The organism is Pseudomonas migulae, from assembly GCF_043225285.1.
GTDB classification, from domain to species: Bacteria; Pseudomonadota; Gammaproteobacteria; order Pseudomonadales; family Pseudomonadaceae; genus Aquipseudomonas; species Aquipseudomonas migulae_C.
On record NZ_CP171224.1, the window covers coordinates 2,709,081 to 2,735,492 of the forward strand.

Genomic DNA, 26,412 nt, shown 5'->3' on the forward strand with positions numbered 1-26,412 from the left:
GTCTGACGCGCCGCGTGGTCAGTGCCCGGACGAATCCTTGTGGTTATCCAGGGTTTCAAGCAAGGCCACTTGCATCCGCGTGTGCACGCGGATGAACCAGCGCCAGAGCAACGCCGCCACAGCAGCTGCAACAACGACGATCAGCACCAGCAACTTGTTGGTCGGCAGAATACTGGCCGACAAGGCTGCCAGCAGCAGGAAGATCACCAGCAGCGAGAGAATCGGGATCACTTCGGCGATTACCCGACGCACTCGCTGCGTGTGGCGCCCAGCCATCTCCGCTTTGACACCCATCTCCGCCAGCAGCATCGATAGCGCCTTGAGCTTGCGATAGGCGGCAATCAGGAACGGCAGCGACAACAGCAATGCCCCGCCCCAGATCAACGCTTTCTGCCAGCTCGGATCGCTGATCCACTCCTCCAGGTACGTGGACATGCGCTCGGCGAAGAAAGCGCCTGAAAAGAAGATCGCAATCACCAGCGCCAGATTGACCCCCACCTGCAACAGGATCCGCCGGATCATCGACGCCAGCAGCGCCCCTTCGCCCTGAGGCTGGATGCTGCGCAGCCATTCGCCGTACATCCCCAACACCCGGCCCAGACGCTCCGGCATCACGGACGCCAGTTTGATCGACAAGGGATCGGCGGCGCGGATCAGGTACGGCGTCAGCAGCGTGGTGATGACCGACACCGCCACGGCAACCGGATACAGGAAGTTACTGGTGACCTGCAGGGTCATCCCCAGCGCCGCGATGATGAAAGAAAATTCGCCAATCTGCGAAAGCCCCATCCCCACGCGCAGTGAGGTGCGTCCGTCGTTGCCGGCGATAAAGGCACCGAGGCCGCAGGACAGCATCTTGCCAAGTACGACGGCCACGGTGATCACCGCAATCGGCCACGCGTATTGCAGCAATATCATCGGGTCGAGCATCAAGCCGATGGCGACGAAGAAGATCGCACTGAACAGGTCGCGAACCGGCTCGATCAGGCGCTCGATTTTCAATAACTGGCGGGATTCGGCCATGATCGCGCCGATCAGGAACGCCCCCAGCACCATGCTGTATTCGAGCTTGACCACCAGCAGACAGAAGCCGAAGCACAGGCCCAGCACCGTGATCAGCAACATTTCGTTGCTTTCGAACTTGGCCACGTAGGCCAGCAGTCGTGGCACCAGCAGGATCCCGACGACCAGCGCGACAATCATGAACAGCGACAGCTTGCCGACTGTGGAAAACACTTCGCCGGAACTGACCGTGCCGCTGACCGCGATGCTCGACAGCAAGGCAATAATGCCGATGCCGAGGATGTCCTCGACGATCAGCACCCCGAAGATCAGCTGCGCGAAGCGCTCGTTTTTCATCTTCAGGTCATTGAGTGCCTTGACGATGATGGTGGTCGAGGAAATCGCCAGGATTGCGCCGAGGAACAACGAATCCATGGTGTTCCAGTCGAACCAGCGGCCGATTTCGTAGCCGATCCAGATCATCAGCACGATTTCCAGGAACGCCGCGATAAACGCCGTGGCACCGACCTTGAACAGCTTGCGCAGGCTGAACTCCAGGCCCAGGCAGAACATCAGGAAAATCACCCCCAGCTCGGCGAGGGTCTTGATGGTTTCTTCGTCGTGGATCAGGCCGAACGGCGGCGTGTGCGGGCCAATGATGAAACCGGCAACGATATAACCCAGAACCACGGGCTGTTTGAGGCGATGAAACAGCACGGTCACCACACCCGCGACCAACATGATCACTGCCAGATCCTGAATAAAACTGATGGCATGCATGGCGTGGGGCTCCTTGGGTGACATTGCTCAGCCACCAGACGCGGGAAACGTCTGGTCGAGCGGTGTGATTAATTCGTTTTCCGCGTAGGAATTTCCCTTGGGGTGGGCTTTTGAAGGGTAACACCGCGACTTCCGGCAGAAAGGCGGTGCAATATATGGAAACAGATCGATCCGGCGTGACGGCGATCACCCGCCCGGCGTCCGGATAACTGTGGTTTGAAAAAACCGACCAGGCACCCGCAGAGGTGCATTCCTCCGAAACCTGTCTTGAACCGTGAGAACGCTATGGAACCCGGAAACGCCCAGCTGTCGATGACGGTATTGATGACCCCCGACATGGCCAACTTCTCTGGCAATGTCCACGGCGGCACCTTGCTCAAGTACCTCGACGAAGTGGCCTACGCCTGCGCCAGCCGTTACGCTGGCCGCTACGTGGTGACCCTGTCGGTGGACCAGGTGATTTTTCGCGAGCCGATCCATGTCGGCGAACTGGTAACCTTTCTCGCTTCAGTCAACTACACCGGCAACACCTCCATGGAGGTGGGCATCAAGGTGGTGACCGAAAACATCCGCGAGCGCTCGGTGCGCCACACCAATAGCTGTTTCTTCACCATGGTCGCGGTGGATGACGACCGTAAGCCGGCCGCCGTACCGCCGCTGCAACCACAGAACAGTGAAGACAAACGCCGCTTCATCCAGGCGCAGCAGCGTCGGCAGATTCGTCAGGAGCTGGAAAAGCGCTATCAGGAGATCAAGGGCGACGCCTGAGGTCTGTGGATAGTTTCAGATAGTCATCGCCGGCAAGCCGGTCTCGCTCCTACAGGGGATCTACACCGAAGACTCCTTGTGGGAGCGAGCCTGCTCGCGATTGGCTTCAACGCAGAAATCAAAGGCTGATCGCGGTGGCCTCAAACCGCACCCGCGGATGCGCAATCCGGTCCTGCGCCCGCACCAGTTCCAGCTCATAGCTGGCGCACGCCTGGGTTTCCAGCAGCACTTCATGCACCGCCGACGCGGCGAACTCAAACGCCGCCACCAGGCTATCCCCCAGCAGCACCCGAGCGAGGAACAGCCCGGACGTCAGGTCACCCACGCCCACCGGCTGACGCGGAAACGCCAGCAGCGGACGCCGCAAATGCCAGCTCGCTTCAGCCGTCACCAGCAACATCTCAAACACGTCCGCCGGTTTGCCGGGATAGGCCAGATGCTTGACCAGCACGGCTTTCGGACCGCGCGCCAGCAACGCTCGCGCCATGGCCAGGCAGTCGAACAGCGATAGCGGCTTGCGCCCGGAGAAGGTGTCCAGCTCCAGCTGGTTCGGGCACATGAAATCCGCCACGGCAGCCGCCTCTTCCAGCAGGAAATCGCTGACCTCGGCCGGCACGCTGCAGCCCTTCTCCGGATGGCCCATCACCGGATCGCAGAGATACAGCGCCTTGGGGTTCATCGACTTGATCCGCGCCACGCCCGTCAGGATCGCCCGGCCCTGGGCCGCACTGCCGAGGTAGCCGGACAGCACCGCGTCGCAGTTGCCCAGTTCGCCGATCGCCGCGATGCCTTCGACCAGCTCGGGGATCTGGTGCGGCGCCAGCACTTCACCGGCCCACTGGCCGTACTGGGTGTGGTTGGAGAACTGAACAGTGTTGAGCGGCCAGACATTCACCCCGACCCGCTGCATCGGGAAGACCGCGGCGCTGTTGCCGGCGTGGCCGAACACCACGTGGGACTGAATGGCGAGCAGATGGGGCGTACGTTTCATGCGGTGAGTTTTCCGTAAACCGATTGAAATTCAAGCCGCGCAGTATGCGACTAAACGCAGCCTGTACGACAGACCGGCGACGCAGTTAAGCTGGCACTATCTTGTTGGAGCACCCTGTTGATGCTGACCCTCGGAAATATCTTCGTGCTAATGCTGCTCGCCACCGGCGGTGCGTGGCTATGGCACAACCATGGCCTGCGCGAGCGTGCGCTGGAACGGGTGAAGCAGCATTGCGGCAAGCTCGGGATCGAGTTGCTGGACGGCAACGTCGCGCTGAAAAAAATTGCCTTCATCAAGGATGCCAACGGTCGGCGTCGCCTGGCCCGCGTGTACAACTTTGAGTTCACGGTAACCGGCGAGACTCGCCATAACGGCACCATCACCCAGTTCGGCGCCCATAGCGCGCAAATCGAACTGGCGCCCTACCCGATGCCGTTCGACGAAACGCCTCCGGTGGTCGACGTTGCGAGGCCGAGCGCAGACGTGATTGAGCTTAGCCAGTGGCGGCAAGAACACACAAAATGGCGTCCCTAATTCAACCGACAGTCGGCCAGTGCGCTCTGCAATGAATCAACCGCCTGAGGCTCACTGAAAATCAGCTCGATCCGCGAATCCCGGCGCCACTCGCTGGGTTGCCACGCCAGTGCCGAGTTATCCAGTGCATTGGCCGACAGCCAACCGTCGCGGCTGTGGATAACCAGCTTTGCCCGCCGCCAGGCGAGGCTTTCAAGCCAACGACCCACACGCGCCGAATCAAACGTCTGGCTCGGATGCCAGCGCCAGCCGATGCTCCAGCCGTCGTCCTGCGCCTGATGCAGGCAAATCGGCAGCGCAGGGTCGGTCCAGACCGCCGACATCTGCGCCAGGCCTTTGGGGGCGATGAAGTTATCCACACCCGCTACAGCCTTCGCTTCAAGGCCCGGTAATTCGCTCAATGGCAGCACTGCCTGCTGCGTCCAGTACAAACGATGCGCCGGTAGTTGCGCGACGATCCGCTGCCGATCACTGTCGACGAGGCCTTCGGACTTGTTCAGCAACAGCAGGCCGGCGCTGCTCAATGCCTCCTGCTGCGTGACCGGCAACGGTTTACCCGCCGCGAGCGCCTGGGCATCCAGCACCAGCACGCAGGGCTGAACAGACAGTACGCCGACCCACGGCGCCTCCTTCAATTGCCCGAGCAATTGCGCCGGATGGCCGAGCCCGGACGGTTCGATGAACAACCGGTCCGGCCGTGCCTTGCGCAGCAAACGTCCGAGGCCGATCTGGAACGGCGCACCATTGACGCAACACAAACACCCTCCGGCCACTTCACCCAGTGCGATACCATCGACGTCCCGGGTCAGCAGCGCGGCGTCGAGGCCGATCTGCCCGAACTCGTTGATCAGCACCGCCCAGCGTTCGTTCGCCGGGCGTTGCGCCAGCAGGTGCTTGATCAAACTGGTCTTGCCTGCACCCAATGGACCGGCAATGACGTGGGTGGGAATGTTCTGCAACATGGTCGAAGTTTTCTGAGGAGGTAAAGGATGCGGTTGATTGGCTGGACGTTGCTGTTGACCTTCGTTTCCGGCGAGGCACTGGCCCAGGCATGTGTGGTACATAGCACGGCTGAGCGACTCGACGTGAAAGTCTGCCAGCAGAACCGCAACATCCCGGAAAAGCTCTTCGCCGACGGATTCTGCCAGCCGAACCTGGCCGGGCAGAAAGTCGACGTACAGTACGTTGACCAATGCCCCGGTGGTGCATTCGGCGTGTGCAGCAACGCGCAAGTCGCCAATATGCCTTACCGGCAGGATATTCACTATTACGGCGTGGCCACCGACGCGGCGTACCTGAAGCCGTTCTGCGAAGGCCAGAGCCAGGGCAACTGGCTCAAGCCTTGAGCCGTCAGGCCAGCCAGTCGAGGGTCAGGATCACGCGGCGCTCGCCCGGCGCGAGCTGCGGCGAACGATGAATCAGGCCGAAGCCTTCGTTGCCATGCCATTTCTCGCCCTTGAGCAGTGCCACGGCGCCGCTGCCGATCTGCTCGATCAGTGAATCGGCCATGGGTTCGGCTTCGGGCTGGCTCAACAGACGGCGGTCCATCGCCCCTTCCTTCAGCCACTGACTGCCGACACCGGCATAGGTGGTGATCAGGCGCACCGGCACATGATCGACGTGGAAACGTGGGCACATGGCCTTGTCCAGCACCCGCAGGCGCACGCCGATGCGCCGGGCGCCCAGCAGACAGGCGAAGGCACTGACCAGCCAGGAAACATCGGCCACAAAACCTTCATACCCTTCAAGATCGGTGAAACCCGAGGCCAGCCCGTGCAGATTCGGTTCGGTGTCATCCTCTGGCAGCTCCAGAACCAGCGACTCGGCCAGTGGCTCGTTCAGGGACAACAGCAAGCGGCCGAAGTCGGCGATGTGTACCGGCAGCCGGCGCTGCCAGATCGCGAGGTTCACGCCATCGTCCAGAATCCGCGCGAGGGTTTGCGGCGTCTCGCCCTCGACCTGGCAAACGACGGGACGTAATTTCAGGGTCGGAGCCAGCATCACGCAGCGGCCTCTTCATGCCAGGGGCCGAACGGGTCGGGCAGCAATCGCCAGCCCTCGGCCCCCGGAACCATTTCTTCGTCAGTCAGCAGGCAAGCATCCAGCTCTGCGGTGAGTCGGGCGAAGTCGATGTTCTGGCCGATGAAGACCAGTTCCTGCCGGCAATCACCGGTGGCGGCGGTCCAGTTTTCCATGATCCCGGCGGTGCTTTCTTCGTCCTGCGGCCACTGGTTTTTCGGCACGAAACGCCACCAGCGCCCGGCAAAACCATGGCGCATCAAACCGCCGGCCTGGGACCAACTCCCCGCATCCGTCGGCTTGCTGGCCAGCCAGAAAAAGCCTTTGGAACGCAGCAGTTTTCCATTCACCCACGGGCGGTCGATGAAGCTGAAAAAGCGCTGCGGATGGAACGGGCGGCGCGCGCGATAAGCCGTGGACGCGATGCCGTATTCCTCGGTTTCCGGCACGTGTTCGCCACGCAGTTCCTGCAGCCAGCCCGGTGCTTGCGCGGCTTTTTCGAAATCGAATCGGCCGGTGTTGAGGATCTTGTTCAGCGGGACTTCACCCATGACCATCGGGATGATGTCGGCCTGAGAATTCAGGCGTTCGAGGATGGCGATCAACTCCTCGCGCTCGCGGCTGCTGATCAGGTCGATCTTGCTGATCAGGATCACGTCGGCGAACTCGATCTGCTCGATCAACAGATCGGTGATCGAGCGCTCGTCCTCTTCGCCCAGGGTTTCGCCTCGGGAAGCGAGGCTTTCGGCGGCCTGATAATCGAGCAGGAAGTTCATGCCATCGACCACGGTGACCATGGTGTCGAGCCGCGCGATGTCGGCCAGGCTCTGCCCTGCTTCGTCGCGGAACGTAAAGGTTTCCGCAACCGGCAGTGGCTCGGAGATGCCGGTCGACTCGATCAGCAGGTAATCGAAACGGCCGTCCTTGGCGAGCTGGCTGACTTCGTCGAGCAGGTCTTCGCGCAAGGTGCAGCAGATGCAGCCGTTGCTCATTTCCACGAGTTTTTCTTCGGCGCGGTTCAGGGTGACGTCACGCTGGACTTCGCTGCCATCGATGTTGATTTCGCTCATGTCGTTGACGATTACCGCGACGCGAAGATTGTCGCGGTTACGCAGCACATAATTGAGCAGCGTGCTTTTGCCGGCACCGAGAAAGCCCGACAGGACGGTCACGGGGAGACGATTGGGCATCAGGAGTTCCTCACAGGGATGCCCGGTCGCAGTGTCGGGCTTATTTTTACGTTACAGTATAACAATACATTCAAGCCACCCCCCTCTTGCCGCAAATGACAAAGGGCACGATGCTGGAGCCCGTTCGGTCCGTGAGAAATCCCATGCGTATTGCCCTGAAACTGGCGCTGCTGAGCGTTTCGCTGCTACTCGCCGTAGATGCCGTGGCACAGGTGCCAAACCTGGCCAAATGCACCCGAAGCGCCAACCTGCTGGCGTGCGTCGATGCCGACGGCAATGCCTACAGCGTCAACACCGTGGGCAGCACGATCTACTTGCGGGGCTTTGAACGGGCGGGTAAACGCTATTGGGCGCAGACCAATAGCCGCTACGGGCAATTGACGTTTTTCACCGGGATCGCTTCCGACGGCGAAGCCTGGGTTGGCTATAACCGTCGGGTGGGCTGGACCACCCTCAATCGGTTTTCCAGCTCCGGTGGCAGCAGCGCCAAGTTCACCTGTAGCCGAATCACCGGTTGCTAGGCCTGCGATTTTTTCTGTTCCTGCTGCCAGGCGAGGTAACTGTTGAGTGGCGGATTTTTCTGAAAGTAGCGCTGCAAGCCTTCGAACAAACCGTCAGCCACCGCTTGCTGGTGTCGCGCAGTCACAAGCCGCTGACTGTCACGGGCATTGGAAATGAAGCCGGTTTCCACCAGGATCGATGGCACGTCGGGCGACTTCAACACGGCGAATCCGGCCTGTTCCACGCGCTTCTGATGCAGCGTGGTAATACCCGCCAGGCTGCCGAGCACGGTGTTGCCCAACTGCAGGCTGGCGGCGATCGTGGCGTTCATCGACATGTCGAGAATCACCCCGGCGAGCATCGGGTCCTTGTCCTTGAGATTGAGCAGGCTGGTAGCGCCCAACAGGTCCGCGCCGTTCTCTCGCTGCGCCATGAAGCGCGCAGTGGCCGACGTCGCGCCCCCTTCAGACAAGCAATACACCGACGCACCTGAAGCCGTCAGGCGCGGCGCTGCATCGGCGTGGACCGAGATGAACATGTCGGCGTTGTGCTTGCGGGCGATTTCCACGCGCTTGCGCAGCGGCACGAAGAAGTCGTCGTTGCGCACCAGTTTCACGTCGAAGCCCTTCTCCCGCTTCAGCCGTTTGGCCAACAGCTGCGCGATGGACAGCACCACATCTTTCTCCCGTTCGCCTTTGGCGCCGACCGCGCCGGGGTCTTTGCCGCCGTGGCCTGGATCGACCACCACGATGATGTCGCGCTTGGGATGAGCCTTGTCGACCGGCGCTTCGGGCGCGGCTGCGATCTGCAGTGGCACGACAGTTTTCAGATCAAGCACCAGCCGATGACCTTGCCCGTCCTGTGGCGGCAACAGAAAGCTGTTGAGCTGCACCGGGCCGCTGAGGTCGAGGACGATCCGCGTATCGCCCTGGCCGAAGTGCCCGGAGCGGATCGAGCGAATCACCGTGTTGCCGAGGGCCAGCTGACTGAAATCGCCACTGAGGTTGGCGCCGCTCAGGTCAATGATCAGCCGCTCAGGCGCACTCAGGGAAAAGGTTTTGTACTGCACCGGCCCGCTCAGGTCGAACACCAGCCGCAACTTGTCATCCGAACGCCAGAGCCGCGCGTTGCGAATTTGCGTGGCACTCACACCAAAGGGCAGTGCGAAGGCCGCGCTGGCCAGGATCAGGTTGAGCAAGTGACGTCTGTGCATTTTGAAAGCCGCTCGTGAAAAAGGCGTAGTCGATTTTAATGTAATAACATAACATGTCGAACCGACTTCCACGATGGACCTGCTCATGAATGCGCTGACTCTGCCGGATATCGCCGCGCAGGCCTCACGCCAAGCCCTGCCACTTGAATGGGTGGGCATGTGCGGCATTGCACTTCCCGTTTTTTTCGATGGCCAGCGCTTGAGCGCGAAGGCCGATGCCGGCGTCAGCCTCGACGATGGAGACGCGCGTGGGATTCATATGTCGCGGTTGTATCTGGCGCTGGAATTGCTGGAGCAGGAAACACTGACACCCTCGCTATTGCGGCGCGTGTTGCAGCGGTTTCTTGATACCCATGAAGGTCTGTCCAACAGCGCTTACCTGAATATTCACGCGGACTTATTGCTCAAACGGCCAGCGCTGATCAGCCCGCTGTCCGGTTGGAAAACCTATCCCGTCAGCATTGAAGCGCGTTTGAAAAACGCAATGTTCCACGTGGAACTAAAAATAGACGTGCCTTATTCCTCTACGTGCCCCTGCTCAGCAGCGTTGTCCCGGCAGTTGATTCAGCAACAATTCGTCAACGACTTCGCCAACCAGTCACTGCAACACGCCGATGTATTGGCTTGGTTGGGTTCCACAAAAGGTATCGTCGCGACACCTCATAGTCAGCGCAGCCATGCACAGTTGAAGCTTCGTCTCGACGACTATCTGGATGACCTGCCGCTGATTGCGCTGATCAACGACGCCGAAGCCGCGCTCGGAACCGCCGTGCAAACCGCCGTGAAGCGTGCTGACGAACAAGCCTTCGCCTTGGCCAACGGGCAGAACCTGATGTTCTGTGAAGACGCTGCGCGACGCTTGAATCTGGCCCTGAAGCGCTCTCCTGGCATCAACGCTTTTCACTTGAAAGTCGTCCACGCGGAAAGCCTGCACGCCCACGACGCCGTCGCCGAAAGTCGATGGAACTGGGAGGCCGCATGATCCGTTGCCAGGCGTTGCGTTGGGGCGCCCCCGGACGGCCGCTCACGCCGCCCGTGGATTTTGAATTGCCCAAGGGCAGCCTCACCGCCGTCATCGGTGCCAATGGATCGGGCAAAAGCAGTTTGTTGAAGGTCATCGCCGGACTGCAAAAGCCGCTGACTGGCAAAGTGATGCTGGATGTTCCACGCAAAGGTTCCCTCTCGTTTCTCCCCCAGCAACAACACCTCGACCGGCAATTCCCCATCAGCCTGCAAGAGTTGGTGGCGGCTGGATTCTGGGGCACCAAGCAATCACCCGAGGTCCGTCACCAACGGCTGAAAGCCGTGCTGGAAAACTGGTGCCTGACGGGCCTGGAACAGCGCCCGTTGATGGCCCTCTCCGGTGGCGAATTGCAACGCGCCCTGCTCGCCCGTTTGAGCCTCGCAGAAGCGCCGCTTCTGTTGCTCGACGAACCCCATGCCGCCCTCGACGAACTCGGCCAGGAATTGCTGTGGAAGCACATCCACGCCTGGCGCGCGGAAGGGCGAACCCTCGTGGTGGTCTGTCATGACCTGGCCGCCGTTCGCCAACACATTCCGCAAACGCTGCTGATCAAAAGCAGTGGCTGCGTGCTCGGCCCGAGCATCGATCTGATCCGCCAACAACCACAAACGCAGGTGGCCTGATGCTCGCCGCCACGCAACTTTGGCAACCGTTCCACGAGTTCGTGTTCATGCGCCGGGCCCTGCTGGGCGGATTGGTATTGGCGTGCAGCACGGCGCCACTCGGCGTATTTCTGATCCTGCGACGCATGAGCCTGATCGGCGATGCGGTCGCTCACGGCATCCTGCCCGGTGCAGCGCTCGGCTTCTGGTTTGCCGGTTTGAGTCTTCCGGCGTTGACTCTCGGCGGGCTCGGCGCCGGCCTCAGCATGGCCGGACTCGCAGCATGGATCACCCGCCGCACCGGCCTGCGGGAGGATGCAAGCCTCGCCGCGATCTACCCGATTTCCCTCGCCAGTGGCGTGTTGATCCTTGGCATCGCCGGCAAACGCCTGGACCTGCTGCACCTGCTTTTTGGTTCGGCACTGGCGGTCGATGGCCCGACCTTGACCGGCATGTTGTGGGTCTCGGGGTTCAGCCTGATCGCCATGGCGTTCATCTACAAACCGCTGTTGCTCGACACCCTCGACCCACTCTTTCTGCAAACCGTCAGCCGCCTCGGACCTCTGGCACACGGCGTATTTCTCACCTTGGTGGTGCTGAACCTGGTGATCGGTTTCCAAGCCATCGGCGCTTTGATGGTGGTCGGTTTGATGATGTTGCCCGCTGCCGCCTCACGTTTCTGGAGTCGTCGCCTGCCCGTGTTGATGGTCATCGCCGCCCTGCTCGGCTGCCTCTCGGTATGGCTCGGCTTGCTGCTGTCGTTCTACTACTCGCTGCCCAGCGGCCCGGCAATTGTGCTGGTGGCTGGCGGTTTGTACTTGCTGTCCGTGGTATTCGGTCCGGTGCACGGTTTGCTGCGCCGCCCGCCTTTGCTCACATCCCAATGAGGTGTTGCCCGATGCGCGCTTTACTCGTGCTGTTCAGTTTGATGCTATCGATGTCGCTGTCCGCCGCTGAGAAACTTCAGGTGGTCACCAGTTTCAGCATCCTTGCCGACATGACCCATCAGGTCGGCGGCGACCATATCCAGATCACCAACATGGTCGGGCCGGACGCCGATGCCCACACCTACGAGCCAACGCCGGATGACGCCAAGGCTTTACTGAAAGCCAAGCTGATCATCAAAAACGGCCTGGGTTTCGAGCCATGGCTGGACCGCCTGGTGACCAGCACCGAAACCAAAGCCCCAGTCATCAGCGCCAGCCACGGCGTCATCCCACGCTCGCTGGATGAGGACGGCGAGACCGTTCCCGACCCGCACGCCTGGCACAATCTGGCGAACACCGAGCTGTACATCAGCAACATCACCAAGGCACTGATCGCCGCCGACCCGGCGAACAAAAAAGACTACGAACGCAACAGCCAGGCCTACCTGAAACAGATCTACGCCCTGCTCGCCGAAGCCAAGGCCAAGCTCGGTTCCCTGCCACCGGGCAACCGCAAGATCGTGACGTCCCATGACGCCTTCGGTTATCTCGGTCAGGCCTACGGCATCGACTTCCTGGCGCCGCAAGGGCTGTCCACCGAGCGCGAACCTTCCGCCGCCGAAGTGGCTGCGCTGATCACCCAGATCCGCCAGGCCAAGGTCAAAGCGGTGTTCATGGAAAACATCAAGGACGCGCGCCTGCTCAAGCAGATTGCCGATGAAAGCGGTGCACACATCGGCGGCACCTTGTACTCCGATGCGCTCGCCGCAACCGGTCCGGCCAGCACATTTGCCGGCCTGTTCAAATACAACCTCAACACCCTGTACGAGGCATTGAGCAAGCCATGATCCGCAAGAATCCCTCAGGTGATTTGCCGGTGATTGCCGAGTCGGCGTACGTCGACAAGACCGCGATCATCTGCGGCAAAGTGGTGATCGGCGAAAACGTGTTCGTCGGCCCCTACGCCGTGATTCGCGCCGACGAGGTGGACGCTACGGGCGAGATGGAGCCGATCACCATCGGCGCCAACTCGAACATCCAGGACGGCGTGGTGATTCACTCCAAGTCCGGCGCGGCAGTGACCATCGGCGAGTTCAGTTCGATCGCCCACCGCTCCATCGTTCATGGTCCGTGCGCTGTCGGCGATCGGGTGTTCATCGGTTTCAACAGCGTGCTGTTCAACTGCGCCGTCGGTGACGGCAGCGTGGTACGACACAACTCGGTGGTCGACGGGCGCGACTTGCCTGCCGACTTCTACGTGCCCTCCACCACCCGCATCGGACCCAACACCGACCTGTCGCAGTTCCCGCCGGTGAGCGTCAGCGCCTCGGAATTTTCCGAGGACGTGGCGCGCACCAACGTCGATCTGGTACGCGGCTACAAAGCCCTGCAAAACGAGTTCTGACCATGAGCACCGTGCTGATTCGCAATGCCCGACTGGTGAATGAAGGACGTGAGTTTGACGGTGATCTGTTGGTCAGCCACGGCCGTATCGTCAAGATCGCCCGCAGCATCGAAGGCGAAAATGCGGCCGTTGAAATCGATGCCGACGGGCAATGGCTGGTGCCTGGAATGATCGACGACCAGGTGCACTTCCGCGATCCCGGTGCGCCCGACAAGGGCAGTTTCTACACCGAGTCCAGAGCCGCGGTGGCCGGTGGCATCACCAGTTTCATGGACATGCCGAACACCCGCCCGGCGACCTTGAGCCTCGCCGAACTCGCCGACAAGAAGCGTCGGGCGGCGATCAATTCCGTGGCCAACTACGGCTTTCACTTCGGCGTCAGCAACGACAACCTCGACACCGTCGCCGGCCTCAATCCCTGCGAAGTGGCCGGGGTAAAAGTGTTCATGGGGGCGTCCACGGGCAACATGCTGGTGGACGACCCGAGGATTCTCGAGCGGCTATTCGCCGAAGTGCCGACGATTCTGCTGGCCCACTGCGAACACACACCGAGTATCGAAGCCAATGCGGCGAACCTGAAAGCGCTATTCGGCGAACACATTCCGCCCTCGGCCCATCCGCTGATCCGTAATGCCGGCGCGTGTTTTCGCTCGTCCTCATTGGCCGTGGATCTGGCCAGGCGTCACGGCACGCGTCTTCATGTTCTGCACCTGACCACCGCGCGGGAACTGGCGTTGTTCGAAGACAAGCCGCTGGCCCAGAAACGCATCACCGCCGAAGTCTGTCTGCATCACTTGCTCTTCGATGATCGCGATTACGCGGACCTCGGCAACCAGATCAAATGCAACCCGGCAATCAAGTCCCAGGCCGACCGCGATGCCTTGCGACACGCCTTGCTCAGCGATCGCCTGGACGTCATCGGCAGCGATCACGCGCCGCACACCAGGGCTGAAAAGCAACGTCCTTACAGTCAGGCACCGTCCGGCTTACCGCTGGTGCAACACGCCCTCCCCGCGCTGCTGGAATTGGTGGCGGATGGCGTGCTGCCGATCACTACGCTCGTGGCCAAGACCAGTCACCGTGTCGCCGATCTGTTCGCCATTCCCGACCGGGGTTATCTGCGCGAAGGTTATTGGGCGGACCTGGTGCTGATCAGACCCGAGCCTGACGGCGCTGCCGTGTCTCAGGAACCGATCCTGTCGCAATGCGGCTGGACGCCTTTTGCCCGTCGACGCTTTCGCCATAGCGTGAGCACCACGCTGGTGTCCGGACAAATCGCATGGCGTGACAAATGTCTTAATGACAACTGCCAGGGTTTACCTCTACGGTTTATGCGCTAGCACTCGAGAGCACCGACATGATCCACATCACCCTGAGCGATGGTTCATTGCGTGAATACGACCAACCGTTGTCGGTGTACGAGCTCGCCGCGAGTATCAGCCCCGGGCTGGCCAAAGCGGCAGTCGCGGGCCGGGTCGATGGCGTGTTGGTGGACTGCGAGTACATGCTCGAACGTGATGCCCGGGTCAGCCTCGTCACGCCGCAGGAGCCCGATGGGCTGGAAATCCTGCGGCGCTCCTGTGCCCTGATGCTGGCGATGGCCGTGAAACAGCTCTATCCGAAAACGCAATTGCAGAACGGCTCGACGCTGGGGGATGGCTTCTTTTATGAGTTTGCGTTCGAGCGACCTTTGAACCTGGTCGACCTTGCCGGCATCGAAGCGCGGATGAAAACGCTCGCAGCGACCAACCATTCGATCCGCCGCCGCGAACCCTCCACGCCATCGGCCTATCAGGAAAAGCTGACGCCCTACCTCCTCGGCGACTTCGAGTGTGTGTCGATGGGTCCACATGCACCCGCCACCCGCGTGTTGCAGGCCTTCGCACTCGAGCACATCAGCGGCACTTCGCCTCAGCGCATCTACGGCACCTGTTGGTCCTGCCAGCAGGAACTGGACGACTGGCGGGTGCCACCGCACGTCATGGTCGTCAGCATGGATGACCGGCAGGCGGGATACGCGCAGTCAGTGACCGAGACGTTGCGCAGAGGCGGCGTGCGCGCTCGCGCGGATCTGCGTAACGAGAAGGTCCGCCACAAGATTCGCGAGCACAGTCAGCAAGTGCCTTATCTGGTGGTGATCGGGGAGAAGGAACAAGCGGGCGGGTTTGTCAGTGTGCGCAGCCGCACCGGGGAGGACTTTGGCAGGATGGCGGTTGATGTGGTGTGTGATTGGCTTCGATCGACTGGGATTGCGGGGGTCTGAGAGGACGCCATCGCGAGCAGGCTCGCTCCCACATTGGATATGGGTGGAGCCTGCCCGCGAAGCTTTTAAGCTCTTGGTTTAACAGTCCCGCAATCCTGCCCCAACCACACCGCACGAGTATCCAGGCTACCCTTCTGCTGAATGCCGGTAGCGTTGAACGTGCCGTTCACCTTGGTGGTGAACTCGCGATCACTGAGGAAAGTCGCCACGCCCGCACCCTGCGCTTTCGGACAGCTGAAGCGGAATTTCCACTGGTTGCCGGTGCGTTCGGTGATCTCCTGCTTGCAGCCCGACTGCGGGTCGGTCAGCGGAATGTTGTCGGTCTTCACCTGCTCCGGCGTCAGGCAGGCGCGAATGCCTTTGCCGCCCATGGTGATGCCCTGCTTCTCCAGCTGTGCGCGCTGTTCAGGGGTCATCTGGCTTTGAATCTGGCCCAGGATCAATTGCAGATCCGGCAGGTTCTGGTCATCGACCTTCATGTTGCTCGAGGTCAGTTCCCACAAGCCTGGCTGCAGCATCTGCGCCTGAGCGGCCACAGGAAGTGCCAAACCAAAAGCCACGGCCAAACCCAACAGACGAACGTTCATCGTGTAACTCCTGATCAGTAGTGGCCGTTAGACGTCAGCCACGGGCTTCGGTTCATGGGCCAATTAAATAGCGACATTCTGCACGGAACATGGTCTGTTAAGCATTGAATCTTCAGGAGCAAGGCTGCCCCATGGATTATTTTGGACCGCATATTTTCGGTTATCTGATCGCGCTGGCGCACTCGTTAGGGCTGATCGCCGCGATCCATGCCGTTTTGACCGTTCGGACCGCCCAGGGCTCGATCGCCTGGGCCCTGTCGTTGTTGTTCATTCCTTACCTCACACTTATCCCGTACCTGGTCTTCGGCCGCAGCACTTTCGATGGTTACATCAAGGCGCGACGGCAGGCCAACGAGGAAATGCGCAAGGCCGTCTCCGAATTGAACTGGCGCCCCTGGGTGGAAGAAGCGCTGACTGCACGCGCCTCCAACGCTTACGACTCGCTGAGAGCGATGCCGAAGCTAGGACGGATGCCGTGCCTGGCGAACAACGAAGTCAGCTTGCTGATCAACGGCCAGGCGACTTTCGAGGCGATTTTCGACGCCATCAGCCACGCGAAAGAGGCGGTGCTGATTCAATTCTTCATCATCCACGACGACCGCCTCGGCCAACGCCTGCAAACCTTGCTGTTGAAAAAAGCTGCTGAAGGCGTCGCTGTTTATCTACTGTACGACCGCATCGGCAGCCACTCCCTGCCCCACAGTTACGTGCAGCCTTTGCGCGATGCCGGCGTCGAGGTCAAAGCCTTCGCGACGCGCAGCGGCTGGCTCAACCGCTTCCAGGTCAACTTCCGTAACCACCGCAAGATCGTCGTGGTCGACGGCGTGCTGGGCTTCGTCGGCGGGCACAACGTGGGTGACGAATACATGGGCGAGAAACCACCCCTCGCACCGTGGCGTGATACCCACGTGCGGGTTCGTGGGCCGGTGGTGGCCTGCATGCAGGAATCCTTCGCCGAAGACTGGTTCTGGGCGGCGCGTTCGCTGCCCCCGCTGATACTGCCGGAGGTGTACCCGGACGACGGTGTGCTCTGCCAATTGCTGGCCAGCGGTCCGGCCGATTCCTACGAAACCTGCTCACTTTTCTTTGTTGAAGCCATCCACGCGGCGACCGAACGCGTGTGGATCACCAGCCCCTATTTCATCCCCGACGAGGCGGTGTTCGCCGCCCTGAGGCTGGCGGTCTTGCGCGGTGTGGATGTGCGGTTGCTGCTGCCTTCACGACCGGATCATCGCATCGTCTATGCCGCGTCCAGCCTGTATGCCTTCGAAGCGGTGCGCGCCGGCGTACGGGTGTTCCGCTATGAACCCGGTTTCCTGCATCAGAAAGTGGTGTTGATCGACAGCGAAATCAGCGCCATCGGCAGCGCCAATCTGGATAACCGCTCATTCCGGCTGAACTTCGAAGTGATGTTGCTGACCGTCGACAGCAAATTTGCCGGCGAAGTGGAGCAGATGCTCACCGACGATTTCGCCCAGGCTCATGAAGTGGCCAAAGAAGAAAGCAGGGAGACCCACCGCCTGCAACAGGTCGGCATGCGGGTCGCCCGGCTTATTTCTCCGATACTTTAAGGGGTGTAGATGTCGTCGCGGGTCCAGGGCAGTTCATGGCTGCCATCGGGATGGGCCTTCACCGCGAGGATCTGGTGCAGGTTGATCCAGCCCTTGGCGAACGCGTAGGCGCAACCCGCCAGGTACAGCCGCCAAATCCGCAGCGCCTGCTCAGGCACCAGTTTGCCGGCGGCCTCCAGATTGTCTTCCAGGCGTTCACTCCAGTGATCCAGGGTGCGCGCGTAATGCAGGCGCAGACTTTCGACGTCGACGATCTCCAGCCCCGCTTCGCTGATCTCCGCAGAAATCATCGCCAGATGCGGCAGCTCGCCGTTGGGGAACACGTACTTCTCGATGAAATCACCGGCACCGCGCCCCACCGGACGGCCATCGGTGTGCTTGGCGGTGATCCCGTGGTTCATCACCAGGCCGCCCTCCTTCACCGCGCCGAACAAGGTTTGGCAGTACTCGGCGAGGTTCGCGTGGCCGACGTGCTCGAACATGCCGACACTCACCACCTTGTCGAAGCGACCGTCCTGGGGCAGATCGCGGTAGTCGAGCAGTTGCAGTTCCACCAGATCGTCCAGGCCTTCTTCGGTCACTCGTTCACGGGCCAGCGCCAATTGCTCCTTGCTGAGGGTAATGCCGAACACCTTGGCGCCAAACTCACGCGCGGCATAACGGGCCAGACCGCCCCATCCGCAACCTACATCCAGCAGATAATCCCCCGGTTGCAGACGTAGCTTGCGGCATAGATGACGGAATTTGGCTTGCTGGGCCTGTTCCAGGGTTTCGCTACCGGTCTCGAAATAGGCGCAGGAATACGCCATGTCGCTGTCGAGCCACAGTTGATAAAACGCGTTGGAAAGGTCGTAGTGATAGGAAATCGCTTCGGCGTCGGTTTCCTTGTCGTGAACGGTGCGCACCGGCTGGCTGTCCATGTCGCCCAGCAACGCCTGGCTCCATTCATCCACCACGCGGATCACGTCGCTGATGGAGCCTTCCAGCTCCAGTTTGCCTTCGACGAACGCTGCTCCGAGCGCGTCCAGGCTTGGGTGCGTGAACTGAGTGACCATTTGTGGGTCCTTGACCACAATCGTGACGCTGGGCGTCGGCCCCAGATTGAATTCATGGCCGTCCCAGAGTCGCAGGCGAAGCGGTAGCTGCAGATTCTGTAAGGCCGGTGGAAGTTGCGCGAGCATGGAATATCCCCCTTGTTTCAGACGTCTGATGTGAGGTTAGACCATCCTTGAAAAATAGCAGGCTATCGATTTCATAGCCCTTTTCTATGAACCGCGGCGTGGAAATCACCCGCCGCAAACTCACAGAAGTGATCACCCTTCCCTAGGTGACTGCAAATTCGGCGCACAGTTCTGAAAAGTTGAACCCCTCAAATCTCATCTTTCAACTTGAGCAACGGCTCCTGAAACCGCAGCAATCGTCCGGCGTTACCGAGCACCAGCAAGGTACTCAGGTTATGCAGCAACGCGGCAATCATCGCCCCGGCTGCACCGAGCCAGCCGAATGCAGCGAAGGCGACAATCGCCAGCGTCCAGCCCAGACCGATGATCACGTTCACTTGCAACGTGCTGCGGCATTGCCGGCTCAGACGCACGCAGGTGCCGAGGCGACGCAAGTCGCTGCCGATCAGCACGATGTCGGCCGACGCCAGGGCAATGTCGGCCCCGCCCGCGCCCATGGCGACGCCGACCACGCCCGCCTTGAGCGCCAGCGAATCGTTGATGCCATCCCCGACCACCATCGGCCGAAAGCCGCTGCCGATTTCCTTGAGCACGCGATTGAGCTTGTCTTCGGGCAACGCCTGGGCTTCGACGTCGCGAATCCCGACGTCCCTGGCCAAGGTGTCCGCGACGCTCTGGCGATCGCCCGTGAGCAACAATTGCCGACCCAGACCAAGGTCGCGCAACTCCTCCAGGGCGAACCGCGCTTCGGGTTTGACGCTGTCCGCCAGCAACAGCCAGGCGAGAAATTCGCCGTTAAGGGAAAGCCCGGCAATCGGGCCGTCATGGTCGGGAACTGCCGAAGTGGCAATCCCCAGATGGGCGAACAACTCTGGACGACCGAGGGCCGCTTCGCCCTGCTCCGTCATCGCCACCACACCGAGGCCCTGGCGCTCGTGGATGTCCGAGAGCAGCAGAACATGTTCCTGCGTGACCAGACCGGCGAGCGCGCGACTGACCGGATGGCTGCTGGCGGAACCGAGGCTGGCGGCGAGTTTCAGCACATGACTGCGGTCTTCCAGCGGGCTGTCGATGGATTGCAGGCGCAAGGTGCCGAAGGTCAGCGTGCCGGTCTTGTCGACCACCAGCGAGGTCAGGTCCGCCAGTTCTTCGAGAAACGCCGAGCTGCGAATCAGAATCCCGTGGCGAGCCGCCACGGCCACCCCGGCAATCGCCGTGGCCGGCGCCGACAACACCAGCGCACACGGACAGGCTGCCACCAACACCGCGAGCATCGCCTGCGCATCGTTGGTGACAAACCAGGTGACGGCGGCCAGCAACAACACCAGCACCATGTAACTGCCGGCGTAACGTTCCAGCAGTCGGGTGATTGGCGGCTTGGAACGTTCGGCGCTTTGCATCAGCGCGATGACTTTGCCGAGGGTCGATTCGCTGCCCGTACGCGTCACTTCAATACGCAACAAGCCGTCGAGGTTGATCGCCCCGCCAAACACCGACATGCCCACGCCCGCCTCCACCGGCACCGACTCGCCGGTGATCGAAGCGGTGTCGAGACTCGCCTGACCGGAGAGCACGCGGCCATCGGCCGGCACCCGATCCCCGGCGCGGACTTCCACCTGGTCGCCGGCCTTGAGGGTGCCGTTGTCCACCTCGAGGATGGACCCATCGGCCTGAACCTTGCGCGCGTGGCTGCGCGTCAATTTGCCCAGCGCATGAATCGCCTCCTGCGAACCGATCACGCTGCGCTCTTCCAGCACATGGCCGAAGATCATGATGATCGGCAGCAACGCGGCGGTCAGCAGGTCGCCGGTCGCCCAGGCGCCAAGCATGGCCAGGGCGATCAGTTGATCGGTGATCCCGTGCAGGCTCGGATAACGCAGGCTGTACCAGGCCGAACGCATCACCGGCACGGCGACCAGCAACGAGGCAACACCCAAGAGCAATTGACTGACACCGGTCTGCTCCGGCGACACCCAGCGCCAGATCAAACCGAGCGCCAACAAACCCAAGGCGAGCATGGCCAAGGTCAGTTGACGGGCGGCGCTGCGTTGTTCGGCCGAGGACAACAGGCTCGGTGCGGCGGCGGTTGACGAGGTCATTGTGCAGCTCCCTGAATGATCAGGCGGGAATCATCTTTCGGATTGACCGTGGTCACCGAGCCCGCCTGCCCGAGAATTTTCGGCATGCGCTCACGGTAAATGCGCAGCAGCATCTGCGGGTCAGTGCCTTGTTGTTGCGCCTTGGCCAGGCTCAACACGGTGGCGGTGTCGGCAGAGGCTTTGGCCAGCCGTTCACTCGCTTGCGCGTGAGCGACCTGCAAGGTGCGATCGGCTTGTTCGTTGGCGGTTTGCGTGAGTTTCTCGGCTTCGGTGCGGGCGTTTGCCACCGCCTTATCGGCTTGCTGACTGGCGGTCAAAACCGCGTTGAAGGCGTTGACCGCCGGCCCCGGCAAACTCGATTGCACGTCGACACGGGCCACTTCGATCCCCAGCCCCTGCCCGGTTGCAGTCAACTCGGCGAGCCGTTGATTGATGCCCTGCACCAGATCACCGCGCAGGCGCTCACGCCGTTCGGCCGCCTGGCTGTCCGCGCCGATCAGCTCCGGTCGCGCCACCAGGATGGTGTCCAGGTCACGGGCGGCGGTGAGTGCCAGGGCACTGCGCGTCACCAGGCGATCCAGTGCCGGCAGCACATGCTCACCCTGCAGGACGAACGCATAGGGTTCAGTGACTTTGTAAAACACCCGCACGTCCAGTTGCACGACGCCGGCGTCACCGGTCAGCAAATAACCGGAACCGGCGAGTGCATCGCTGAGCGGCGTGGCGAATGTGGCCACCCGATCAGCCTGCAAAGCCGCATCGCTACGCAGCAGATTTTCCACCCGCCGCTCGATCACTCGTTCAGCCGCCGGCAACAAAATCACCTGCTCAAATGGACGTGGCCATGCCAGCAACAGACCGGCATTCTGAATGCGATCCAGCGCGCCAAAGTGCAGCACCACCGCGCGACTCTGCGGATCGATTTGCCGAACATTGGAAAATGCCCACGCCAACGCGGCCAATACGGTGACCGCATACAGGGCAATAAAAGCCAGACGCCCGGCTTGAATCCAGGGGCTGCTTAATTCATTTGTTCCACGTGGAACCAAACTCATGGCTGCGACCCGGCTTTGCTTTCGAGGGTCGGCGGACCGTCGACCAAGACACGGAACGGCGCCGCGTCGGTGCGCAGAATCAGTTTGGTTCCCGGCGTAACGATGGTGCCCAAGGTGTCGAGAGAGCGCAGCAGGTTGTACAGCTGCGGCGAGCCGGCATAAGCGCGTCCGTAAATCTGTGCGGCTTCGACGCGGGATTGGGCTTCGATATCGGCGGCTTTTACCGTGGCATCGGCCTGGACGATGCGTGCATCCCGTTCGGCGCCAGAGCGAATTTGCGCCGCTTCGCGTTTACCGATCGCGGTGCGTTCGGTGGCAATTGTTTCACGCTCGGCACGCATGCGGTCGACCGTGGCGGTCAGGGTTACCGACGGCAAGGTCAAACGCTCGATGCCGACTTGCAGCACACGAACGCCGTAGGTGGTCAGCAATTGTTGGTCGATTTGCTGACGCAGCTGCGCTTCGAAGTCAGCGATGTGCACCTGGTTGGCATCGGTGTTCACCAGATTGGCCAGGTCAAAACTGCTGGCCGTGGTTTCCAGCGCCGAACCCACGAAGGTGCGAATCTGCCGCGCGGCTTCATCGGGCTGATTCTGCACGGCACGCATGAAGCGCTGCACATTGTCCGGATCACCCTGGACCTGCCACGCCACGTAGGCCTGAACGATGATGCGCAAACCGTCGCGCGTGCCGACATCCTGCAAACCGCTCGACGTCGTGCGCAGACGCAAATCAACCGGGATCGCCGCTTCAAACGGTGCGGGCCATCGCCACCCCAGTCCGGGTTCCAGCAACACCCGAGATGGATTGCCGAAACGGGTAATCACCGTCGCCTCGCCCGAGCGCACTTGCACCAGGCTCGCGGCGGCGATGGCGAATGCTACTAGCAACGCTGCCCAACCCATGCGACGCCACGGGAATGGGCCGGCCTCTTGCGGGTCGCCATGGTGATGATGGTGATGCCCGTGATGGTGCCCGCCATGGCCGTGATCGTGCCCGGTGTGGTCAGCATGATCGTGAGTGTGCGACTGGCTCATTTGGCAGCTCCTGGCTGAGCGGTTTGACGCGACGGCGCGGGGTCAGCCGGCAGCGTGAACGTACGGAGGTCGATGGTCGGCGCGTTGCTGCTGCCGCCCAGACGATGATCGATTACCAGCAATTTGGCGTTAGTCAGGCCTTGGGACAGCTGGCTGAAATACTGCTCCAGCACAAAGGCCTGGCCGGCGCTGGCGTAGGCTTTTTGCTCGGCGCTGAATTTCAGGCCTGCCGCTTGCGCAGCCGCATTGATTTCACGCGCGTTGGCCGTCGCCTGATCGCGGGCGATGCTGGCTTGCAATTGCGCCTGATTGGTCGCCTCTGCCGCGGCGCCGCGTTCGCGCGAGATCAACGCCTGCGCTCCGATCTGCGCTGCTTGCACGCCGTGATAGGCGTTGGCCGCGCCGGCCGGTGGGTGAATCGCTTCGACAACGGTGGCGAGAATTTCCACGCCGCTGTCGAGTGTTTGCAGATCCGCTTGCACGGCCTTGCCAATTTCTTCGGCGAGCCCTACCCGGTCTTCGCCGAGCAAACCGTCGAGGGTTCGCGAAGCGAAGTCGTGGACCAGAATCCGGCTGGCGGTGCTGCGGATCAGCGTCGGAACGTCAGCGCTGTTGTAGGTCGCGGCCAGTGCCGCCTGATCCGTCAGGCCGATGCGGTAGACGAAACGCACGTCCATGTTGACGATCTGAAAGCTCTGTTTGTCGGCACGGCTGCTGGCGATCACCTGGGACTTGTCGTTCACATGGCTGGCGTCCCACAAACGGTTGGCTATCGCCGGCGCCGGACCTTCAGCCGGTTCCGGTGTGATCGGCGCGGACACTTCGCCGACGCTGGTGGCCAATTCGTGGACCACACCGTTCTCGACACTCAACACCCGGCCCAACGGCCACGGCAAACCTGCATGCAAACCGGGGCCGAACACCTCCACCGGTTTACCGAAACGCTCGTAGATGCCGCGCCCTTGCAGCGGTATTTCGTGAATGCCGGTCAGCGACCAGCCGACTATCACCACCACCGCCAGCACCGGAACAAACGCCCGACGCATGTAGGTGAAGGCCCAAATCTGCCGCAGATCGATGCCGAATCGGTTATGCAGTTCGTGTTGCAGCGCCAGCAATGGTTGCGGCGGCCAGCGCAGCAGATCGGCGATGAAGCTGCGGGCCAGCAGCGTCGGCTCGAGTTGTTCGCGGCGAGGACTGAACAAGGACAGCACGGCACGCAGCAACAGTTCGACCGCGACCAATCCCGGCAGCAGCCCGATCAATACCGCCAGGCGCACCGGCCAGACCGACGTTTCGCTACCGAACAACAGGCACAGCGCGCTCAACACGAAACTGACGATGACCACGCGCGTCAGCTGCGCCAACGACCCCGCTTCAGGCCATTGCGCCGGGTTTTCCTGAGCGAGTTGTCGCTCCAGCACCAGCAAACCGAACGCCAGCAGCAACAACAATGCCGCGCCTACATTGGCCGAAAAGCCCAGGGCGGCGGCGGGCAAAGCGAGGTTCCACGCCTGCTCGACGCTGAACAGCGCCAGCACTGCCCAACCGCCAAGCCATAGCGTCGGCGCGCCAATCTGCACCAGCGTCCGGGACCATCGCTGGCTGATTCTTTCGAGCAGCTGTTCATACCAGCCAACCGGGGCCTCAGCCACCACCACTGCTTCGGGTACCGCGGTAGGGCTCATCGCCCTTACGCGCCATTGCGTCACCCACCCTGCCGATTGCAGCCCGGCAATCAGCACCAGCAGCGCGGCGCTCAGATTGCTGAGCAGCGCTGGCCAGAGGGACAGCGGCGCAAACAACCCGACTAAAAACCCCAGCACCAGGCCTGATAACGCCAGCACGCCGAGGCCAATCGCCAACTGGCGCAATCGCCGCCCCTGAAAGACGGCTTGCTGGAAGCGTGGCAGCCCGGCTACGGCAGCTCCCTCAATTTCGAGATCGACTTGCATACCACCCCAGTGTCTTCTTTGCTCACGTGGCAATTCGTTACGATATAACGAAAGTCGTGAAATTTTCGTACTAAATCGTTCTATCTAAAGATGCTCAACCTGTCGCTTGGCTGAAGCCTTGACCGAAAGGCCGGGAAACGCACATATTACGCTCGTAATTTTATTCAGGAACTACGTTTATCCAGCCCGATCCCCATCAATCCAGGAGCAAATCCATGAGCAACTATGACGTCGTGATTCTGGGCGGAGGCCCCGGTGGTTATAACGCAGCGATCCGCGCCGGCCAGTTGGGCCTGAAGGCCGCTTGCGTCGAAGGTCGCGCCACGCTGGGTGGCACGTGCCTGAACGTCGGTTGCATGCCGTCCAAAGCGCTGCTGCACGCCTCCGAGCTGTACGACGCTGCCATGGGTACGGAATTCGCCAACCTGGGGATCGAGGTCAAACCCACGCTCAATCTTGCGCAAATGATGAAACAAAAAGATGAAAGCGTTGCCGGACTGACCAAGGGCATCGAGTTTCTGTTTCGCAAGAACAAGGTCGACTGGATCAAGGGCTGGGGGCATATCGATGGCCCGGGCAAGGTCACGGTGACGGATAGCGCCGGTGGCAAAACCGAACTGAGCGCCAAGGACATCATCATCGCCACCGGTTCCGAGCCCACTCCCCTGCCCGGCGTCGAGATCGACAACCAGCGCATTCTCGATTCCACCGGCGCGCTTTCGTTGTCCGAAGTACCCAAGCATCTGGTGGTGATTGGCGCCGGGGTCATTGGCCTGGAACTCGGTTCAGTCTGGCGGCGTCTGGGCGCGCAGGTGACCGTCGTCGAATTCCTCGACCGGATCTGCCCCGGCGTAGACGGTGAGGCGGGCAAAACGTTGCAGCGTTCGCTAAGCAAACAAGGCATCACGTTCAAGCTGAGTTCAAAGGTCACGCGCGCCACGACATCGGCCAACGGCGTCCAACTGAGCGTTGAACCGGCAGCCGGTGGCACCGCCGAGCTGCTGGACGCCGACTACGTGCTGGTGGCCATCGGTCGCCGGCCTTACACCCAGGGCCTGGGCCTGGAAAACGTCGGCCTCGCCACGGACAAACGCGGCATGCTCGCCAACAAAGGCCATCGCACGGAAGCGGCCGGTGTCTGGGTGATCGGCGACGTCACCTCCGGGCCGATGCTCGCGCACAAGGCTGAAGATGAGGCCATGGCGTGTGTCGAGCAGATCGTCGGCAAGGCGGGCGAGGTCAATTACGACCTGATCCCCAACGTCATTTACACCCGGCCAGAGCTGGCCAGCGTCGGTAAGACCGAAGAGCAGCTCAAAGCCGAAGGGCGGGCGTACAAGGCCGGCAAATTCCCCTTTACCGCCAACAGCCGGGCGAAGATCAATCATGAGACCGAAGGCTTCGCCAAGGTGCTGGCCGATGAGCGCACCGACGAGATTCTCGGCGTGCACCTGGTGGGCCCGAGCGTCAGCGAAATGATTGGCGAATATTGCGTGGCCATGGAGTTCAGCGCTTCGGCCGAGGACATTGCGCTGACCTGCCATCCACATCCGACTCGCTCCGAGGCGTTGCGCCAGGCGGCGATGAATGTGGAGGGGATGGCGACGCAGATGTAGGGCTTTGTACCGAGTTGGGCCCATCGCGAGCAGGCTCGCTCCTACAGGGTGGCGTACACAAGACCCTGTGGGAGCGAGCCTGCTCGCGATGGA

Annotated in this window: 25 protein-coding genes and 1 pseudogene; 14 read left to right on the top strand and 12 right to left on the bottom strand. The window is 61.5% G+C overall.

The window, feature by feature from the left end:
• Positions 1 to 18: 18 nt before the first annotated feature.
• Positions 19 to 1,782: a cation:proton antiporter gene (locus ACF6ZU_RS12515; protein WP_392892804.1), complete on the bottom strand. Its 1,764-nt coding sequence runs from the start codon at positions 1,780 to 1,782 to the stop codon at positions 19 to 21.
• Between the two features lie 285 nt (positions 1,783 to 2,067).
• Here ACF6ZU_RS12515 and ACF6ZU_RS12520 point away from each other — a divergent pair, with 285 nt between their 5' ends.
• A complete protein-coding gene (locus tag ACF6ZU_RS12520; RefSeq protein ID WP_219094686.1) occupies positions 2,068 to 2,550 on the top strand; it encodes an acyl-CoA thioesterase in 483 nt (160 codons plus the stop codon).
• Positions 2,551 to 2,668: 118 nt separating this feature from the next.
• Here ACF6ZU_RS12520 and pdxY read toward each other — a convergent pair whose 3' ends face one another.
• The gene (gene pdxY / locus ACF6ZU_RS12525; RefSeq protein ID WP_392892807.1) at positions 2,669 to 3,541 is read right to left on the bottom strand and encodes a pyridoxal kinase PdxY; all 873 of its coding nucleotides are present in this window, start codon (positions 3,539 to 3,541) and stop codon (positions 2,669 to 2,671) included.
• Positions 3,542 to 3,661: 120 nt separating this feature from the next.
• Here pdxY and ACF6ZU_RS12530 point away from each other — a divergent pair, with 120 nt between their 5' ends.
• Positions 3,662 to 4,075 carry a DUF3301 domain-containing protein gene (locus ACF6ZU_RS12530; RefSeq protein ID WP_392893794.1) on the top strand — a complete coding sequence of 138 codons (414 nt, stop codon included), beginning with the start codon at positions 3,662 to 3,664 and terminating at the stop codon, positions 4,073 to 4,075.
• Here the strand turns inward: ACF6ZU_RS12530 and ACF6ZU_RS12535 are convergent.
• Positions 4,072 to 5,037 (bottom strand): CobW family GTP-binding protein, encoded by a 966-nt coding sequence (locus ACF6ZU_RS12535; protein ID WP_392892808.1) that lies wholly within the window; start codon positions 5,035 to 5,037, stop codon positions 4,072 to 4,074. The two genes, ACF6ZU_RS12530 and ACF6ZU_RS12535, sit on opposite strands and share 4 nt — an antisense overlap.
• Positions 5,038 to 5,064: 27 nt before the next feature.
• Here ACF6ZU_RS12535 and ACF6ZU_RS12540 point away from each other — a divergent pair, with 27 nt between their 5' ends.
• A complete protein-coding gene (locus ACF6ZU_RS12540) occupies positions 5,065 to 5,421 on the top strand; it encodes an NADH:ubiquinone oxidoreductase (RefSeq protein WP_392892809.1) in 357 nt (118 codons plus the stop codon).
• A gap of 4 nt (positions 5,422 to 5,425) precedes the next feature.
• Here the strand turns inward: ACF6ZU_RS12540 and ACF6ZU_RS12545 are convergent, their stop codons facing one another.
• Both ACF6ZU_RS12545 and zigA read right to left on the bottom strand, forming a co-directional pair.
• Complete coding sequence (locus ACF6ZU_RS12545; RefSeq protein WP_392892811.1) at positions 5,426 to 6,076, bottom strand: DUF1826 domain-containing protein; 651 nt, start codon at positions 6,074 to 6,076, stop codon at positions 5,426 to 5,428.
• A complete protein-coding gene (gene zigA / locus ACF6ZU_RS12550) occupies positions 6,076 to 7,284 on the bottom strand; it encodes a zinc metallochaperone GTPase ZigA (protein ID WP_392892813.1) in 1,209 nt (402 codons plus the stop codon). Before zigA ends, ACF6ZU_RS12545 begins: the two co-directional genes overlap by 1 nt.
• Before the next feature lie 143 nt (positions 7,285 to 7,427).
• Between zigA and ACF6ZU_RS12555 the strand changes: the two genes are divergently transcribed.
• Complete coding sequence (locus ACF6ZU_RS12555) at positions 7,428 to 7,805, top strand: glutamine synthetase (protein ID WP_392892815.1); 378 nt, start codon at positions 7,428 to 7,430, stop codon at positions 7,803 to 7,805.
• On the opposite strand, the gene ACF6ZU_RS12560 is transcribed toward ACF6ZU_RS12555, so the two are convergent.
• Positions 7,802 to 8,998 (bottom strand): N-acetylmuramoyl-L-alanine amidase, encoded by a 1,197-nt coding sequence (locus tag ACF6ZU_RS12560; protein ID WP_392892817.1) that lies wholly within the window; start codon positions 8,996 to 8,998, stop codon positions 7,802 to 7,804. The genes ACF6ZU_RS12555 and ACF6ZU_RS12560 overlap by 4 nt on opposite strands.
• An 85-nt stretch (positions 8,999 to 9,083) precedes the next feature.
• On the opposite strand from ACF6ZU_RS12560, the gene folE2 reads away from it, so the two are divergent.
• From folE2 to ACF6ZU_RS12595, 7 genes are read left to right on the top strand one after another with little or no spacing between them, the layout of a single operon-like run.
• Complete coding sequence (gene folE2, locus ACF6ZU_RS12565) at positions 9,084 to 9,980, top strand: GTP cyclohydrolase FolE2 (protein WP_392892819.1); 897 nt, start codon at positions 9,084 to 9,086, stop codon at positions 9,978 to 9,980.
• Entirely contained in the window at positions 9,977 to 10,645 is a 669-nt protein-coding gene (locus ACF6ZU_RS12570) for a metal ABC transporter ATP-binding protein (RefSeq protein ID WP_392892821.1), read from the top strand. The genes folE2 and ACF6ZU_RS12570 overlap by 4 nt, the downstream gene beginning before the upstream one ends.
• Positions 10,645 to 11,511 (top strand): metal ABC transporter permease, encoded by an 867-nt coding sequence (locus tag ACF6ZU_RS12575; RefSeq protein ID WP_392892823.1) that lies wholly within the window; start codon positions 10,645 to 10,647, stop codon positions 11,509 to 11,511. The genes ACF6ZU_RS12570 and ACF6ZU_RS12575 overlap by 1 nt, the downstream gene beginning before the upstream one ends.
• A gap of 11 nt (positions 11,512 to 11,522) precedes the next feature.
• Complete coding sequence (locus ACF6ZU_RS12580; RefSeq protein WP_392892826.1) at positions 11,523 to 12,398, top strand: metal ABC transporter substrate-binding protein; 876 nt, start codon at positions 11,523 to 11,525, stop codon at positions 12,396 to 12,398.
• Positions 12,395 to 12,955 (top strand): carbonate dehydratase, encoded by a 561-nt coding sequence (locus ACF6ZU_RS12585; protein WP_392892828.1) that lies wholly within the window; start codon positions 12,395 to 12,397, stop codon positions 12,953 to 12,955. The genes ACF6ZU_RS12580 and ACF6ZU_RS12585 overlap by 4 nt, the downstream gene beginning before the upstream one ends.
• Positions 12,956 to 12,957: 2 nt before the next feature.
• Positions 12,958 to 14,295, top strand: coding sequence for a dihydroorotase (locus tag ACF6ZU_RS12590; protein WP_392892830.1), 1,338 nt, complete (start codon positions 12,958 to 12,960; stop codon positions 14,293 to 14,295).
• A gap of 17 nt (positions 14,296 to 14,312) precedes the next feature.
• Positions 14,313 to 15,218 (top strand): His/Gly/Thr/Pro-type tRNA ligase C-terminal domain-containing protein, encoded by a 906-nt coding sequence (locus ACF6ZU_RS12595; RefSeq protein WP_392892832.1) that lies wholly within the window; start codon positions 14,313 to 14,315, stop codon positions 15,216 to 15,218.
• Positions 15,219 to 15,283: 65 nt separating this feature from the next.
• On the opposite strand, the gene ACF6ZU_RS12600 is transcribed toward ACF6ZU_RS12595, so the two are convergent.
• Positions 15,284 to 15,805 (bottom strand): DUF3617 domain-containing protein, encoded by a 522-nt coding sequence (locus tag ACF6ZU_RS12600; protein WP_392892834.1) that lies wholly within the window; start codon positions 15,803 to 15,805, stop codon positions 15,284 to 15,286.
• Between the two features lie 39 nt (positions 15,806 to 15,844).
• Here ACF6ZU_RS12600 and ACF6ZU_RS12605 point away from each other — a divergent pair.
• Together ACF6ZU_RS12605 and cls are read left to right on the top strand one after the other, a co-directional pair.
• Positions 15,845 to 15,913: pseudogene (locus ACF6ZU_RS12605) on the top strand (hypothetical protein); the annotation flags it as partial.
• Positions 15,914 to 15,936: 23 nt separating this feature from the next.
• Positions 15,937 to 17,376, top strand: a complete 1,440-nt coding sequence (gene cls / locus ACF6ZU_RS12610; protein ID WP_392892837.1) for a cardiolipin synthase — start codon at positions 15,937 to 15,939, stop codon at positions 17,374 to 17,376.
• Here cls and cfaB read toward each other — a convergent pair.
• The 5 genes from cfaB to hflK (ACF6ZU_RS12635) all read right to left on the bottom strand — a co-directional run bounded on the left by cfaB (position 17,373) and on the right by hflK (ACF6ZU_RS12635) (position 24,703).
• Complete coding sequence (cfaB, locus tag ACF6ZU_RS12615; RefSeq protein ID WP_392892839.1) at positions 17,373 to 18,557, bottom strand: C17 cyclopropane fatty acid synthase CfaB; 1,185 nt, start codon at positions 18,555 to 18,557, stop codon at positions 17,373 to 17,375. The two genes, cls and cfaB, sit on opposite strands and share 4 nt — an antisense overlap.
• Before the next feature lie 188 nt (positions 18,558 to 18,745).
• Entirely contained in the window at positions 18,746 to 20,656 is a 1,911-nt protein-coding gene (locus ACF6ZU_RS12620) for a heavy metal translocating P-type ATPase (protein ID WP_392892840.1), read from the bottom strand.
• Complete coding sequence (gene hflK, locus ACF6ZU_RS12625) at positions 20,653 to 21,711, bottom strand: protease modulator HflK (RefSeq protein WP_392892842.1); 1,059 nt, start codon at positions 21,709 to 21,711, stop codon at positions 20,653 to 20,655. The genes ACF6ZU_RS12620 and hflK (ACF6ZU_RS12625) overlap by 4 nt, the downstream gene beginning before the upstream one ends.
• Positions 21,708 to 22,748 (bottom strand): protease modulator HflC, encoded by a 1,041-nt coding sequence (gene hflC, locus ACF6ZU_RS12630; protein ID WP_392892843.1) that lies wholly within the window; start codon positions 22,746 to 22,748, stop codon positions 21,708 to 21,710. Before hflC ends, hflK (ACF6ZU_RS12625) begins: the two co-directional genes overlap by 4 nt.
• Positions 22,745 to 24,703: a protease modulator HflK gene (gene hflK / locus ACF6ZU_RS12635; protein WP_392892845.1), complete on the bottom strand. Its 1,959-nt coding sequence runs from the start codon at positions 24,701 to 24,703 to the stop codon at positions 22,745 to 22,747. The genes hflC and hflK (ACF6ZU_RS12635) overlap by 4 nt, the downstream gene beginning before the upstream one ends.
• 215 nt (positions 24,704 to 24,918) lie before the next feature.
• Here hflK (ACF6ZU_RS12635) and lpdA point away from each other — a divergent pair, with 215 nt between their 5' ends.
• Entirely contained in the window at positions 24,919 to 26,319 is a 1,401-nt protein-coding gene (gene lpdA / locus ACF6ZU_RS12640) for a dihydrolipoyl dehydrogenase (protein ID WP_392892847.1), read from the top strand.
• Positions 26,320 to 26,412 lie beyond the last annotated feature (93 nt).

What these genes read in the sequence shown, in the direction of transcription:
- hflK (WP_392892842.1), bottom strand. Translation starts at nt 21,711, where the DNA reads ATGAGTTTGGTTCCACGTGGAACAAATGAATTAAGCAGCCCCTGGATT.
- ACF6ZU_RS12580 (WP_392892826.1), top strand. Translation starts at nt 11,523, where the DNA reads ATGCGCGCTTTACTCGTGCTGTTCAGTTTGATGCTATCGATGTCGCTG.
- ACF6ZU_RS12535 (WP_392892808.1), bottom strand. Translation starts at nt 5,037, where the DNA reads ATGTTGCAGAACATTCCCACCCACGTCATTGCCGGTCCATTGGGTGCA.
- lpdA (WP_392892847.1), top strand. Translation starts at nt 24,919, where the DNA reads ATGAGCAACTATGACGTCGTGATTCTGGGCGGAGGCCCCGGTGGTTAT.
- ACF6ZU_RS12520 (WP_219094686.1), top strand. Translation starts at nt 2,068, where the DNA reads ATGGAACCCGGAAACGCCCAGCTGTCGATGACGGTATTGATGACCCCC.
- ACF6ZU_RS12560 (WP_392892817.1), bottom strand. Translation starts at nt 8,998, where the DNA reads ATGCACAGACGTCACTTGCTCAACCTGATCCTGGCCAGCGCGGCCTTC.
- pdxY (WP_392892807.1), bottom strand. Translation starts at nt 3,541, where the DNA reads ATGAAACGTACGCCCCATCTGCTCGCCATTCAGTCCCACGTGGTGTTC.
- ACF6ZU_RS12595 (WP_392892832.1), top strand. Translation starts at nt 14,313, where the DNA reads ATGATCCACATCACCCTGAGCGATGGTTCATTGCGTGAATACGACCAA.
- cls (WP_392892837.1), top strand. Translation starts at nt 15,937, where the DNA reads ATGGATTATTTTGGACCGCATATTTTCGGTTATCTGATCGCGCTGGCG.
- ACF6ZU_RS12555 (WP_392892815.1), top strand. Translation starts at nt 7,428, where the DNA reads ATGCGTATTGCCCTGAAACTGGCGCTGCTGAGCGTTTCGCTGCTACTC.
- zigA (WP_392892813.1), bottom strand. Translation starts at nt 7,284, where the DNA reads ATGCCCAATCGTCTCCCCGTGACCGTCCTGTCGGGCTTTCTCGGTGCC.
- ACF6ZU_RS12515 (WP_392892804.1), bottom strand. Translation starts at nt 1,782, where the DNA reads ATGCATGCCATCAGTTTTATTCAGGATCTGGCAGTGATCATGTTGGTC.
- folE2 (WP_392892819.1), top strand. Translation starts at nt 9,084, where the DNA reads ATGAATGCGCTGACTCTGCCGGATATCGCCGCGCAGGCCTCACGCCAA.
- ACF6ZU_RS12620 (WP_392892840.1), bottom strand. Translation starts at nt 20,656, where the DNA reads ATGACCTCGTCAACCGCCGCCGCACCGAGCCTGTTGTCCTCGGCCGAA.
- ACF6ZU_RS12545 (WP_392892811.1), bottom strand. Translation starts at nt 6,076, where the DNA reads ATGCTGGCTCCGACCCTGAAATTACGTCCCGTCGTTTGCCAGGTCGAG.
- ACF6ZU_RS12585 (WP_392892828.1), top strand. Translation starts at nt 12,395, where the DNA reads ATGATCCGCAAGAATCCCTCAGGTGATTTGCCGGTGATTGCCGAGTCG.
- ACF6ZU_RS12575 (WP_392892823.1), top strand. Translation starts at nt 10,645, where the DNA reads ATGCTCGCCGCCACGCAACTTTGGCAACCGTTCCACGAGTTCGTGTTC.
- ACF6ZU_RS12590 (WP_392892830.1), top strand. Translation starts at nt 12,958, where the DNA reads ATGAGCACCGTGCTGATTCGCAATGCCCGACTGGTGAATGAAGGACGT.
- hflC (WP_392892843.1), bottom strand. Translation starts at nt 22,748, where the DNA reads ATGAGCCAGTCGCACACTCACGATCATGCTGACCACACCGGGCACGAT.
- ACF6ZU_RS12540 (WP_392892809.1), top strand. Translation starts at nt 5,065, where the DNA reads ATGCGGTTGATTGGCTGGACGTTGCTGTTGACCTTCGTTTCCGGCGAG.
- ACF6ZU_RS12600 (WP_392892834.1), bottom strand. Translation starts at nt 15,805, where the DNA reads ATGAACGTTCGTCTGTTGGGTTTGGCCGTGGCTTTTGGTTTGGCACTT.
- hflK (WP_392892845.1), bottom strand. Translation starts at nt 24,703, where the DNA reads ATGCAAGTCGATCTCGAAATTGAGGGAGCTGCCGTAGCCGGGCTGCCA.
- ACF6ZU_RS12530 (WP_392893794.1), top strand. Translation starts at nt 3,662, where the DNA reads ATGCTGACCCTCGGAAATATCTTCGTGCTAATGCTGCTCGCCACCGGC.
- cfaB (WP_392892839.1), bottom strand. Translation starts at nt 18,557, where the DNA reads ATGCTCGCGCAACTTCCACCGGCCTTACAGAATCTGCAGCTACCGCTT.
- ACF6ZU_RS12570 (WP_392892821.1), top strand. Translation starts at nt 9,977, where the DNA reads ATGATCCGTTGCCAGGCGTTGCGTTGGGGCGCCCCCGGACGGCCGCTC.